We start from the raw sequence: 13,565 nt of genomic DNA, 5'->3' as shown, positions 1-13,565 counted from the left end.
AAACACCCCGACCAGATCAATTTGGCCGGGGTGTTTTGATTTTAAATTAAACTTGATTATCAGGTTGTCGAAAGTTTTAATTCAGAAATTAGGCTTGGTAATTTTTCAGAAATTCAATCAGGCGGTCAAACTCTTCATCTGTAATCGCCGGAAAATTGGCAATCCGGAAACTCGTGGGTTTCAATGGGCCATACCCGCTTCCCAACTGCATTCCTTCTTTTTCAGCAGCCTTTTTTACCGCTGAGATCAACTCTTCGGAACCAGCGACTGCCATCACAGTGGTGCTTCGGGTTTTGTCGTTATCTACCAGCATTCTGAATTTCTCAGATTGCGCAATGGTATTCTCCAACTTTCGCATGCGGGCTCTCAATCTGGCGTCCACATGCTGGATTTCGACAAGATCTTTCAAAACCCTACTCAAAAGATAAATCCCCAAAACGTTTGGCGTATAATGCGTCTGGTATCCTGCCGCATTTTCCAGCATAAAGTTCAAGCTGTTGTATCGCCCTTTTTCGCCTTTTCGCTGCGTTTTTTCGATAGCTTTCGGAGATACTATCAACACCCCCAAACCCGCGGGAAGACCAAAGCACTTTTGTACCGAAGCGTACCAAATATCGGCTAGCGCAAAGTTCAATTCAATTCCGCCCATGCTGGAAGTGGTATCGACTGCAATCATTTTTTCCGGATATTTCTCTCCAATTGCGGCGATGATCTCCATCGGAACCTGAGATGCATTAGCAGTTTCATTTTGAGTAATTGCAATCAAGTCAAATTCTTCATTTATGTCCAAACCGGCGACATCGACTGATTGATTTGCCTCGAGCTTCAAAGCTGAGGTGGCTGGAATGATATGCTTGGCGTAGTCCACCCACTTTTTACCAAAAGAACCCGAATAGATATGGAAGCTGGCTTGCTCAACAACAGACTGGGAAATGATTTCCCAACTTTCCGTAGCAGATGAGGTGAAAAGCAACTTATAATCATCCGGCATGTGAAGCTTCTCACGCATGAGGTGTTCGGTTTCCTGATAGAGTTGCATAAAGGCTCCACTGCGGTGGTTGGCACTTAGGATTCCCTGATTGTAGGCGTCCTGCAAATAGTGTGGAAGCGCGTCATAGACTTTGGACGGTCCCGGAGCAAATGTGATCATAGGTCTGGAGAGTTTAGAAAATACAGCACGCCAAGTTCGTATCCCTTGAGCCCAAGACCTGAAATCATCCCGACACAGGACTTAGAAATGATGCTCTTGTGGCGAAACTCCTCACGCTTGTAAATGTTGGAAATGTGAACCTCGACTGCAGGTGTGGTGACACCGGAAATCGCATCCGAGATCGCCACAGAGGTATGCGTATAGCCTCCGGCATTGAGGAGAATAGCATCGAAACTGAATCCCACCTCGTGGATTTTATTGATCAGCTCCCCTTCCACATTGCTCTGATAATAATGAAGCTCCACTTGAGGAAAACGCTTTTGGAGATTTTCGAAGTAGTCTTCGAATGTCTCACTACCGTATATTTCAGGCTCCCGCTTTCCGAGCAGATTGAGATTGGGACCGTTGATGATTTGTATTTTCACTGATAGATAGGTTTAAGGGCTTTGGCTCAAAGTTAAGTAGTCCGCTGAAGCATACAACCTCAGTTGGCGAACTTTAAAACTTGGGTTCTCTTATTCTGAAAAGGTAAGCTAGCGTAAACTCCAGGTTCGTAGAGTTCATGTCGTAAATCCTGTCCTGAGCCTCCGGATTGGTGAAGTCATAGGCAAATCGGACTTCTCCGGATATCGTGCTTTTGCCAAAAAGCTTCGATATACCAGCACCTGCAGTCATTCCATACATAAATCTATTTGGATTATCTCCCGATCCACCGTAAGTGGGAAGTTCCGGTGGATTCAATCCATCAAACTGTCTGGAAATATCTTTGGCTTGGAGCAAAAAACCCAGATGCGGTCCAAACTTGATCTGAAACCTCCCCGACCTTCCTGCAAAAAAACTTGCCAACAAGGGCATCTTGAGATAAGTCAGTTCAGTCTGATTCAGTTGTTCATTTGCATTCAACTGCCGAAATCCAAGTGTAAGCTGCTGAATATTCAGCTCAATTCCGGCATTTTTTGAATTGAAATACTCTGCCACAAAAGCAAAAGTCGGCGAACCGACACCCTCCACAGTTCTAGCTCTAGTGGAGGCCAATGGTTGATAACTGTATGAAGAGGTGGAATATCCTCCTCTTATGCCTACACTCAGCTGAGCAAATGCTCCAAAAGAAAGCGACAGAAAAAAGAGGAGAACCAAAAACTTTTTCATGGTCAAATTTAAGGATATCCTGATCAATTGACACCTACCTCTGATTGAGGATAAAGGTCCCAACGATAACCTCCCCGTCAATTCCCAATCCTCGAACTTCCACCACTACCGGACCTTCCGAATCATTGGTAAAAAAGGAAAAGCTGACTGTGCCTTTTTCATCTGCAACCAGGAATGGGTTCCAGTAAAGCGTCTGCCGATCGTCCTTTTCAACAGGCTCAGAGATCTGCTCGTAGTCTACAGGAACAAAATTTCCTGTCGGCTGATATCCTTCCACGACAAATTCCTTCAACCCAGGCTGACCGGCTAGTCCATCCAGACCCGAGTCCAGATTATCCTTCAGATAGACTGCGATGATTCCATTCCTTCCCTGATCTCCGAGCATCGGTGCCATTCTAGTGACCACTTCCACCCGATCTATGTCAAATGGATTGATGCTCCTTAGGTTATCGGCTGCTGTTGCTCCCCCAGTCACTCCCATGATGGCTCCATTCACCATGATCAGAGGCTCCATGCTGCCAGAGCCAGAGACAGCCCCTCCACGAATCCGGATGGACTGTTGCCCGGTCGCACCGGTGGTATTTACACGCATACTGGGCACATTTCCTACCAGACTGTTGACCAAATCTGTATTACTGCCAGTTTTGGTCAATTCCTCACCGGTGACTATGAAATCCGGATTACCATAAATAGCTGGTTTGGTGTTGGAATTAGTTTGTTTTGAAACAGGCTGGACTTCCTCCAAAGGTTCAAAAACTCTCACCGGAGTGGCAAGTGTGATGAATTTTGGAAAATACGAATCCAAAGGAAGTGCTATAGGAGCTTTCAATGGTGTGAATAGGTCTATATTCAGCGGCTTCCCTTTTTTGTCAGAGGCCGAGAAAGCCAACTTCATCGGACCATAAAATTCCATTTCCTCCAACACAAAATTCCCGTTACTTCCTGACTCCAGGTCGATCATTCCCTGAAAATCATTGACAAAAGCGGTAACCTGTGCCGCTGTTCCTTTGCCTTTTTCGTCGGTCACAGTCCCTGTCAGATTTAGGCTTTTTTCGATAGGATAAGAAAATCGATCCAATCCCAAAGTTTCTGGAACGCCCTGAAGATCGAGGGAATTTTCCATCTCGACAGTTCTCCTGACCGGAACTACCTGCCTTGCATCCCAGACTCCTACAGAAAGTGTAGCAGGAATTGCCTGACCTTTTTCATTGCTTACGTTCAGCGTGACGGTGACTTTTTCCCTCGGACCAAATTGTGATTTGTCGGCTTTAATTGCAGCTCCTCGATTGACCCATGTGGTAACAGTCTCCTCCGGGGCGATTCGTTTGTATGGATCTAGGATGCTGATGGGTTGGAGAAAATACTGGTTGGGTCCATAGTTCCGCATCCAGTTAGTGTAAGCCCGGATAAAATACTTTTCCCCTGAAAGAGAATCCGCCAGATAGAAGTCACCGACTACAATACCATCGCGAATCTGGAATTTTTTCTCGATTACGATATCCCGATCCCCACTGATCAATTCCACATGGAGCACTTTGCTGAGTTCATCCCGCAGATAGGAGTTTCCATAGGCAAAATAACCCTTGAAAAAAACCTGATCTCCAGCGTAATAATAGGGTTTGTCGGTATGCAGATAGACTTTTTCCTGGTAGTTCTTGGCGGTTTTTGCGAGATCTTGCAGTTGGATGGCTTTTTGAGCATTGTAATCCAATGGGAGCAGATTGGAAATCCGCTTGCGATCCATATCCCCGGAGAAAATCAAATCCTGAGGATTCATCACCATCCCATTTTCACGGACCTTCACTTTTCCACCAGTTACTTCCAGCCAAGAAATGGGGTATGGGGCATCCTTATACGTATTGGCTTGCGCAAAACCCTTTTGGTAATGAATTTCAATTCGGCCTTTGAGATTGATAAAGTACTGTCCAGGAGGACTGGTCGGCGTCACCAAGGGATCGGCTTTGTACACGACCACAGAATTTCCCAATTCGTTGGCAAAAATATCACTTCGCATATTCCGGCTGGCAGATCCTCCACCTTTGTCTCCATAAAGGTAAAAGCCCTCCCTTTCCTGGCTTCCATTCAGGATGGCTCGAAACATATTCATGGGTGATTTGCGATAGACATCTGCTCGGTTTTTTTCCCAAGTGGATTTTTCAGTATCAGAGGCAGGATTCATTTCTTCGAATCTTGCTGCACCCACAATTCGATAATTGGTCGGAGAGTCAAAAAACTCATTCAGATTAAAAGTGATTTTGTAGCCTAAAAATCTGTTTTCAATCTCAATTGGTAAGTCTGCTTTGGCGGTAAAAGCTCCCTTTTCGCTGGAGGCGGGAAAATCAATTACCCAGGGATTCAGAATTTGGGTTTTTGCAGCCGCTTCGTCAATTCCGATAAAAAGGTTTTCGAACTTCCTCAAATCCCGCTCCCATGTTTTGTCGCGGGAGGCTTTGATCTCGACGTCATTTAATTCCGTTGCAAAGGGCTTCATCGAGAGATTTACTGTCAGATTTCCTCCGGCATTTAGGGTTACTTTCCGGGTCTCTGCGACATAGCCCATAAATGAAAATCCAACTTCCAACGGTCCAGGTTCAAGACCTGAAAGGACAAATTTCCCATCTAAGTCAGTGACTGTAGAGATCGTGGTGTTATTGATGAAAACATTGCAAAAGGGGAGCGATTCGCCGGTTTCTGCATCTTTGACCAATCCTGTGATTGTGCCCGTTTGGGCAAAAGCAAGGTTGAAAAATCCAAAAAAAGCCAGAAGGAGAAAATAGGCATTTTTATTCATAATTGTGGCGGTTGGTTTAGCTGTTACAAGTAATCGATTTTTGAATCATTTTCCCAGCGAAGATGATCCATTGATCAGGAAGGACCCATAGATCGGCTCTCCGAGGTCGGTAATTCCCCGGATTTCAACCCAGATCGGCCCTGATTTCTCATTCAACTGAAATTCAATTTGTTGACTCATGCGGGATTCCGTAGCGATAAGGTAGGGATTCCAATAAAGTGTGGGCTTAAATTCAGTAAGAAATGGAAACCCGGCTCTGGATTTTTCAAGTTCTTCGAAGGCTTGATAGGCAGGAAAACCATCCAGATTAAAGATGGTATAGTTATTCATATTCGCCTCCATGGCTTTGGTTCGATCCAAACCGGATTTTAAGATGATGGAAATAATTCCGTTTCTCCCTTGATCACCATATTGAGGCACCAGCCTCCGGATGATTTCTACCCGCTCAATGGAGAAAACGTCCAAACTACTGATCACATCAAACGCGGTCTGTCCTCCTCCCGTACCTCCAAATGTACCCCCTCCTGCTGAATTGATCGGTGCACCATTGATTAAAACCAATGGCTCTCCGCCACGGAAGCGAATCGCCGGAGGAGCTCCATAAACGGTCATTCCAGGTACCTGCGCTGCCAAAGCATACAAAAATTGGATCGGAGTTCCGTTTAGAAATATATCTTCAGTTTTGACTACGCGATCCGGTCTCCCATAGATCATGGGACCCACCGAAAGCTCTCGCTTATCTTCGATGATCGCTTCCTCCATTAAGATTTCCCCGACCTCCAAATCCCGGAGTGGCTGAATGTCCGGGGAAGGTTTGATCCCTCTGGGGACTACAGTGGGGAATTTGAACGATTGAGGAAGGGATTGAAGGGGGTAATTTTTGATATTCAAACTGACATTTCTCACCGGGCGTGCATCCTTGTCAGTAGCCTGTAAGGCGATTTCAAAATCTCCTTCAAAATTGGAAGGGGGCAATTCAAAATTTCCTGATTTATCCGTTCCAATCGATCTGACATCGTTGTAACCGTTGATAAATGCTTTCAGGCTGCCGGGAATTGCCTGACCACTGGTATTCAATAATTGGCCTCGGAGCGAAAAGCCGGTTTCAGGAAGAATGGGGAAATCTTCTATCGGAGTCTTTGCCAATTTCGGCTGAAAACTCTCCTCCATCGTTTTGGCATCAGAAATGGCTACTGCCTGATTCAAATCCAAAACCGTCACCGAAAGATTGGCATTGACTGGGTTTCCGCCAGGGTTGAAGGCCATGATATTAAGTTTGACCTGTTCTCCTCCTTCATAGGACTGCTTGTCTGAAAAAACACCAACGCCCACTGCTTCTGGCTGAATTTCGGTCCCTTCTGGCTGAAACTGGTGACTGAGGATCTGAATAGGCTGAAAAAAGTCCCCTTCAGAATAATTTTGCCCCCAGGCAGTATACGCTCTGAGGATGAAATTACCTGATTCCTGAATATTCGGTAATGCCAAATGACCCGCCGCGACTCCTCCGTTGATTTTAAATACGCGATGGATCCACTGATAGCCTGTGCTATCCAAGATCTCTACGTGCAGGACCTTGCTCAATTCATCAGCCATCAGGGGGTTTCCATAATTCAGATAGGCTTTGAAATAAAGGTTTTCCTCCGGCCAGTAATGCTTCCGATCCGTGTGAACAAAGATTCGCTCCTGCATCGACTCGGCAGTCTTTTCCAAGTTTGCCAGTTTGATCAGTTTTTCTGCGTTGAAATTGGCGGGTAAACCGAAAATCGGGTTCCTATCCGAGAACACGCCACTTAGAAGCAAAGCTTCAGCATTTACCGGTGCTCCATTGAATTTGACTTCAAGCTTTTCACCCGAATAATTCAATACCCCCTTCCTGCCATCGGGTAAGTTTACCGTCAATGGCTTGGTGAAACTCAGAAGGTAATCTCCCGGATTTCCGGCGAAAGACACTTCAGGATTTGGATTCGTTTCAAATTTTTCCACCACACCCGTCATCAAATCAGAGAGGTATTTCTGTGGAGATTCCTGATAAACATCCATACGTCGCTTACGCCAGACTGGGGCTTGTCCTTCCGCTCCAGGCAGCTCAAAATAGCTGTAGTTTGCAGTGATTTTCGCTCCAGAGCCCAGGATGAAAGGTTCGAAATAGGTAGAAATCAGGTAGCCGGTTTCATTATTTGAGAAAAAAATCGGACCTATCGAATGAACCCTATAGCTCTTATCCTCCAGTTTTTCAAACAGCAGTTTGTCAGGATTGAGCAGGGCAATTTCCCTCTTTTTGAAATCGGATCCGACAAAGATTTCCATTAACTGATCCAGAATTTTGTCTGACTGACCTTTGGAAAGGTCGGCTCCTTGTGGACCCAATTCGGTGATTTGAGAAAGCTTGATTTCAAGGGTTTTCTGAAGTCCTGCTTTTAATAAGAGCATTTCGCGATGGGTTACCCACCCATGTCTCCATACTTGGATTTCCCATTTCCCCTCCGGTACACCTGTAATCACAAAGCTCCCAAGAGAATCTGAAAATGCCTGATAGGTAGTATTTGGAATGAAAATATGGACATCCTGCAGCGGATTGCCTGTGATTTCATCCGTGACTTTGCCCTGGATTCGGGAAGTTTGTCCGGTTACAAATGCTGCTTGGAAAAAACAAAGCAGCGAAAAAATGATTCTATAGCTCATTTTTACAAAGGTTTAAAGAATGTCGCTTCAAGTATATAAAAAAGCTCCAATCTGGAGCTCTTAGTTTTGTTTTTTAACATTCAGAAAATTATTTATCTGATTTGAGGTCATCTCTGTCTTTTAATTTTTTATCCTCCACATTCTTGTTAAGAAATTCATTGATCTTGTCAATGGGAAAACTGGACGAAATCTCCCCGAAGGAATTGATCTCCATTTTAAAGCCCTTGAGCTCATCATGAACTCGTGGCTCTTCTTCTTTTTTCTTTTTCTTTGCCATGTTATGGTTATGCTGCGACTGTCAAGGTATTTAACGCAAATCGGATTCTTTTGGCCACTTCGGCACTTCCTAAGATAGCAAAAACTACCATCAAATCCGGTCCTGCACCGGAACCTGTCACCGCAAGTCGAACCGCCTGCATCACTTTCCCCAATTTAATTCCTTCAGCCTCTGCTGTTCTTTCCAACAATGCTTTTGCAGAAACTGCATCAAACTCACCGCTAAAGCTATCCAAAGCAACTGCATATTTTCCAAGCAATTTTGCTGCATCAGCAGTCCACTTTTTGGAAGCCACTTCTTCGTCAAAACCAGTCGGAGCAATGACAATAAACTTGCTCTCTTTCCACAGATCGGCAGGGAAAGTCACCCGCTCTTTAACAAGATTAAGGATTGGGTCGATTTTGTCCGAGGGAATCACTATTCCATCTTTTTTCGCATCGGCAAGTAAGAACACCGCCAGTTCTGCAATTGGTTTGGATTTTAGGTATTGCTCATTGTACCATTTTGCCTTGGCGATGTCGAATTTCGTCCCTGACTTCCCGATTCGCTCTACAGTAAACGCTTCCACCATTTCATCCAAAGTGAAAAGTTCCCTTGCGTCACCGGGATTCCAACCTAAGAATGCGAGGAAATTCAAGAAAGCATCCGGCAAAAAGCCTTGCTCACGAAATCCTGAGGACTTTTCTCCGGTAAAAGGATCTACCCAATTCAATGGAAACACCGGGAATCCCAACTTATCCCCATCCCGCTTAGAAAGCTTTCCATTCCCGTCCGGCTTCAGCAAGAGCGGCAAATGGGCAAACTGAGGCATGGTATCTTCCCATCCGAAATATTTATAAAGCAAGACATGAAGCGGGGCAGATGGCAACCACTCTTCACCACGAATCACGTGTGTGATTTTCATCAGATGATCATCCACGATATTGGCCAAGTGATAGGTCGGCATGCCGTCAGACTTCATCAGGACTTTGTCATCCAAGGTGCTGGTGTGAACCAAGACCCAACCCCGGATCATATCATTGAGCCGTACTTCCTCATTTCTGGGAATCTTTACGCGGATCACATAGGGATCACCGGACTCCAAGCGCGCCTTCACCTCCTCGGGCGGAAGCGTGAGGGAGTTTTTCATCTGAGTTCGGGTGATGCTGTTGTATTGGGGCTGGACCACGCGGGCAGCAGTCAAGCGCTCACGCATGGCTTCAAGCTCCTCAGGAGTATCAAAAGCATAATAGGCATGCCCCTTTTCCACCAAATCCAGCGCGTACTGCATGTACATCGGCTTGCGCTCTGACTGACGGTAGGGTCCACAGTCTCCCGGATTCCAAGGGCTTTCCACAGGAGAAATTCCCAGCCACTCCAGAGATTCCTTGATGTAATCTTCTGCTCCGGGTACGAAGCGGGTCTGATCGGTATCTTCGATGCGGAGGAGAAACTTCCCTCCCATTTTCTTGGCAAAAAGGTAATTGTAAAGGGCGGTGCGGACGCCGCCGATATGCAATGCTCCGGTCGGAGATGGAGCAAATCGTACGCGAACTTCTCTGTTCATGGATGTCTTATTCTCAGCTAAAAACCCGCAAATCCGGGTTTTGGTTTGGCCAAATCAGGGGGCAAAGATAAGGAAATGTCGGGGAATGGGCGATCAAAAAAGGGAAAGTATAAATGATGGGAAAGCATATCCATAATATAAATGAAACTATTTGAAATTTTATCTTCTGATTTTATAAGTATTTTCAACTATTTCTTTCCTCCTTATATACAGATTGCTTCAATTCCCGTATGATCTATAAAAATCCCGCCAATGATTTTCCTAAAAGTAATCCTTGCTAGTCTACTGTTGATTGGATTTCTAGATACCAAGAAAGAGTGTCGAAATGAATACGATCTAATCAATTATCTAGCCTGCGAAACAAATGAAAATGCGCTATTAGATGAGCGGTTTCTTTCTTGGGAAGAATCGGGCTTTAATTCTTATTCAGATTTACCTACTACAATTAAAAACTTAAGCAACAGCAAGAAAAGTTTTGATTTGGACAGCCTTTTGGACGAGAATGATAGGCGAAAAATTGAACAAAAGTTAAAATCCAACAAACACCTTTTAATAGATATAAAATGTCTTAACTGCAAAGATAAATTAAACAAAACTAAAGGATTTGTACCTAAAAAGACTATTTTCTCTTATTCCTATCCCATTATTTCGGAGGGTATCGACAAAGAAATCTACGGGATAATCCTTGAAAGTGAGGTGTTTGAAATTAATTATACGCTAAGGCTAAAGGTATTTAAAAAGCAAAACGAGTCCTGGGATTTAGTCTATCAGGAGGACTTGGCATTTTCATAGCAACTTAAACATAGTAAGAGGCGGTCTAGAAAATTGAGATAGCCTCTTACTATTTTAAACCCTCTTTAAATAACAAAATTGAGCTCGCAATTCTGAACCTATTCCTTCTCATCCTTGACTCTCTGATCTTTGATTTTTTCCGTATCACTTGGCAAAATCCATCCTTTCGAAAGGGCATGTGCCGCAGCGGCTGTGGTGTCTTTAACCAAAATCAACTCGACACCTTGAATGAGGTATTCTGCAATTAAATCAGTTAGGTCTGACCCCGAAACATCCCGAATATAGACTGCCAAAACCCTCCCCGGATGGGTTTTCACCACTTCAAAGTAAATCTGCGGATCTTTCTGCCCACTGTCTCCAATCAGGATAAAGGACAACTCCTGAAACACCTCCAAAATATGATTGATCTGCTTCAGCTTGTGAACTTCATGACTTCCGGCAATAAACTGATCCCGTGATAAACCTATATCCCGAAGCATCAAAGGTCCTTTGGGAATCCCGTGCGCGTCCAAAAACTCCATTAGAAAATCATAAATATTCCAAGGACTGCTCGACACGTAAAAAATCGGGTTGCTAACAATTTCATCCCGTCCCTTGCGCAGCGCATCGTAGAATTCCGACACTCCGGCAAATGAAATCCGGGTGTGCGCATTCTGGGTAAAGGTCACTTTCAGCATTTCCCACATCCGCATTGCACCCGTGGTCAGAATCGTGTCATCGATATCGGAAATGATCCCATAATCTGGATTGGCGACCGGAAAGTAAACTTCTCCAATGGCAACAACCTCAGTGGCTCGTCCAAGCAGATCATGAAGCAATCGCAGCCGTATGGGTTGCCAGCCTTGACTCCATTCTATTTCTTCCAATGAAAGTATAATCTCAAAGTACCCTTCTTCATCTGTGGTGACTTTGATGGTTTTCCCTCCGAATTCTGCCTCCACGTCCACTCCGGGAAATACGATCGTGAGAAAGCGTTTCCTCATTTTCCGGAAATTCCGCCAAAATCGATCCTCAGGAGTGGATGCCTGAATATCCCGATCTGCCAAAACTCTCCCTGCCAAGTACAACTCTTTTCCATTTCCATAGCCCGCATAAGGTTGGATTTGTACCTTTTTCACAAACCCGACTTTCACCCAAACCCAAAGCTTAACCTTCGAAACTTGCTGCTTCAAAAAGTAGAGTAAAGGGAGAATGCGAAATCTAGAAAAGATGGAAGAAGGCATAGGGTAAAGATTTAGATTTTTTGGTTGATCACTAAGCTAAATCTTTATCAAAACGTATTTTTTGATGGATTCTAAATTTGATGGATTCTAAAACGGCAATTTCCCCAAATCCACATTTCCACCGGAGAGGATAATTCCGACTTTTTTCCCGGCAAATCGGTCCTTATTCGCCAGTAAAGCCGCCAAAGGAACAGCACAGGAAGGTTCAATCACGATCTTCATCCGCTCATACACCAGGCGCATCGCATCGATGATCTGCGGATCGGTAGCCAGCAGAATATCATCCACATACTTTAGAATTAGCTCGAAATTCAGTTTTCCCAGCGAAGTCAGCAATCCATCGGCAATGGTATTTGGATCGGTTTGGGGAATTATTTCTCCTGCATGAAAAGATCGATACGCATCATCCGCTCCCGTAGGTTCTCCTGCGATTACTTTAATTTCAGGATTTAGATAGTGAGTTACCAAAGCGGTACCGCCCAACAAACCTCCTCCTCCCACCGGGGCCATCACAATGTCCAGATCAGGCTGATCCTCAAGTATTTCCAAAGCGCAGGTTGCTTGTCCCTCAATCACATCCATAAAATCATAGGGCGGGATAAAAGTCGCGCCAGTTCGGGCTACGACAGCTTCCAGCGTAGTTTCCCGCGCTTTGAGATTGGGTTCGCACTCGATGATTTCTCCACCATAGCCTTTGACGGCTTTCTTTTTGATCTCGGGTGCATTGGAAGGCATGACGATGTAGGAAGGAATTCCCGCCACACTTGCAGCACGGGCAAGGGCAGCGGCATGATTTCCCGAACTGTGAGTCGCTACTCCTTTTTCTCGCTGCTCGGGGGTAAGTTTCATGACGGCATTGGCGGCACCACGGGCTTTGAAGGCGCCGACTTTTTGGAAGTTTTCGCATTTGAAAAAAATCTCACAACCTGCGATTTCATTGATTGCGGTGGAAGTGAGAATCGGGGTTCGGTGAATAAAGGACTGAATGCGGTCATGCGCCGCACGGATATCGGAGAGGGTGGGGAAATTCATGGGGTAAAGATATGACAAGGGAAATACAATGGAAATACTGTAGAAATAGACTTTGCTTCGCAAAGTGAAATAGGGCCGAATTGTAGGTTTAGAGCTTGAATCGGCTCAATAGAAGTATAAAAACATCAAAATACGGCTCATTTTCACTTTGATTTGAGCCGTATTTGAAGCTAAAGTGAGCTGATTTCAATTGATTTTCATTTTTATTTCACCCGACGGAGTCGGGTTTTTTCTACAGCATTTCTACCTTATTTCAACCTATCCTTTCCACCGAAAACTCTTCTCATCAATCGCCCGCATCGTGCACAGAATCCCGTCCAGGTGATCATATTCATGCTGAATTAATTCCGAAATCGCTCCTTCCACGGTCCATGTTTGCTTTTCCCAGTATTCATCCCGGTATTCCAAACTCAGCGATTGGTGACGTTTTACATTGACCAGAAGATTGGGAAAACTCATGCAGTCATCCCAAAGCTCGAATTTTTCATCGCTCAGATTCTTCAATTCGGGATTCAAAATGATGTAGGGCCGATCCAGATTTAGGTAAAACATCCGCTTCATGATGCCCAATTGCGGTGCGGCGATTCCTCTCCCAAACCCATAAACCCGTCGGATATCTTCCATGGCTTCGTGGAGTTGTTGTGTCCATTCTGGCACAAGCGGAAGATCCGTTTCGAACACAGGTTCACAGACTTCGTAGAGTCTAGGATCCCCAAGTTTGAGGATGTCGTGGATGGTTTTCATTAGGTAAATATGGGATATGATGCTCGAAATATACTTCGTGGGTTTTAATAGAGATATGCTTTGCGAAATACAATGGAAATATACCTCCCTGCGGTCGGTGAAATAAATTAATATATGCAGCGCTCCTAACATGAAGCTTCGCAAAATATTTCGTCCGACGAAGGAGGACTTATTTCCAA

The 13,565-nt window shown here is 44.8% G+C and carries 11 protein-coding genes; 1 reads left to right on the top strand and 10 read right to left on the bottom strand.

Annotated elements, in window-relative coordinates; translation table 11 throughout:
- Positions 1-88: 88 nt before the first annotated feature.
- The 7 genes from C4S61_RS02655 to gltX all read right to left on the bottom strand — a co-directional run bounded on the left by C4S61_RS02655 (position 89) and on the right by gltX (position 9,595).
- The gene (locus C4S61_RS02655) at positions 89-1,150 is read right to left on the bottom strand and encodes an aminotransferase class V-fold PLP-dependent enzyme (RefSeq protein ID WP_103923254.1); all 1,062 of its coding nucleotides are present in this window, start codon (positions 1,148-1,150) and stop codon (positions 89-91) included.
- On the bottom strand, positions 1,147-1,575 hold the full coding sequence (gene aroQ / locus C4S61_RS02650) for a type II 3-dehydroquinate dehydratase (protein WP_103923253.1): 429 nt from the start codon (positions 1,573-1,575) through the stop codon (positions 1,147-1,149). Before aroQ ends, C4S61_RS02655 begins: the two co-directional genes overlap by 4 nt.
- Before the next feature lie 73 nt (positions 1,576-1,648).
- The gene (locus tag C4S61_RS02645; protein ID WP_103923252.1) at positions 1,649-2,299 is read right to left on the bottom strand and encodes an outer membrane beta-barrel protein; all 651 of its coding nucleotides are present in this window, start codon (positions 2,297-2,299) and stop codon (positions 1,649-1,651) included.
- A gap of 34 nt (positions 2,300-2,333) precedes the next feature.
- Positions 2,334-5,090 (bottom strand): TonB-dependent receptor, encoded by a 2,757-nt coding sequence (locus C4S61_RS02640; protein WP_103923251.1) that lies wholly within the window; start codon positions 5,088-5,090, stop codon positions 2,334-2,336.
- Positions 5,091-5,135: 45 nt separating this feature from the next.
- The gene (locus C4S61_RS02635) at positions 5,136-7,772 is read right to left on the bottom strand and encodes a carboxypeptidase regulatory-like domain-containing protein (RefSeq protein WP_103923250.1); all 2,637 of its coding nucleotides are present in this window, start codon (positions 7,770-7,772) and stop codon (positions 5,136-5,138) included.
- 88 nt (positions 7,773-7,860) lie between these two features.
- A complete protein-coding gene (locus tag C4S61_RS02630) occupies positions 7,861-8,049 on the bottom strand; it encodes a hypothetical protein (RefSeq protein ID WP_103923249.1) in 189 nt (62 codons plus the stop codon).
- Positions 8,050-8,056: 7 nt separating this feature from the next.
- Positions 8,057-9,595: a glutamate--tRNA ligase gene (gene gltX, locus C4S61_RS02625; RefSeq protein ID WP_103923248.1), complete on the bottom strand. Its 1,539-nt coding sequence runs from the start codon at positions 9,593-9,595 to the stop codon at positions 8,057-8,059.
- A 252-nt stretch (positions 9,596-9,847) separates the two neighbouring features.
- Here gltX and C4S61_RS02620 point away from each other — a divergent pair, with 252 nt between their 5' ends.
- Positions 9,848-10,387 (top strand): hypothetical protein, encoded by a 540-nt coding sequence (locus C4S61_RS02620; protein WP_103923247.1) that lies wholly within the window; start codon positions 9,848-9,850, stop codon positions 10,385-10,387.
- A 98-nt stretch (positions 10,388-10,485) separates the two neighbouring features.
- Here C4S61_RS02620 and C4S61_RS02615 read toward each other — a convergent pair whose 3' ends face one another.
- From C4S61_RS02615 to C4S61_RS02605, 3 genes are all read right to left on the bottom strand, one after another.
- Entirely contained in the window at positions 10,486-11,610 is a 1,125-nt protein-coding gene (locus tag C4S61_RS02615) for an App1 family protein (RefSeq protein WP_103923246.1), read from the bottom strand.
- A gap of 87 nt (positions 11,611-11,697) precedes the next feature.
- Positions 11,698-12,642 carry a pyridoxal-phosphate dependent enzyme gene (locus C4S61_RS02610; protein ID WP_103923446.1) on the bottom strand — a complete coding sequence of 315 codons (945 nt, stop codon included), beginning with the start codon at positions 12,640-12,642 and terminating at the stop codon, positions 11,698-11,700.
- Between the two features lie 258 nt (positions 12,643-12,900).
- On the bottom strand, positions 12,901-13,386 hold the full coding sequence (locus tag C4S61_RS02605) for a peptide deformylase (protein WP_103923245.1): 486 nt from the start codon (positions 13,384-13,386) through the stop codon (positions 12,901-12,903).
- Positions 13,387-13,565: the final 179 nt, after the last annotated feature.

Origin of the sequence: Algoriphagus boritolerans DSM 17298 = JCM 18970, assembly GCF_900108085.1 — a bacterium.
In the GTDB taxonomy this organism is placed as follows: Bacteria; Bacteroidota; Bacteroidia; order Cytophagales; family Cyclobacteriaceae; genus Algoriphagus; species Algoriphagus boritolerans.
The sequence above is the reverse complement of the archived record's forward strand: the minus strand, read 5'-3'. Positions and strand labels throughout refer to the sequence as shown.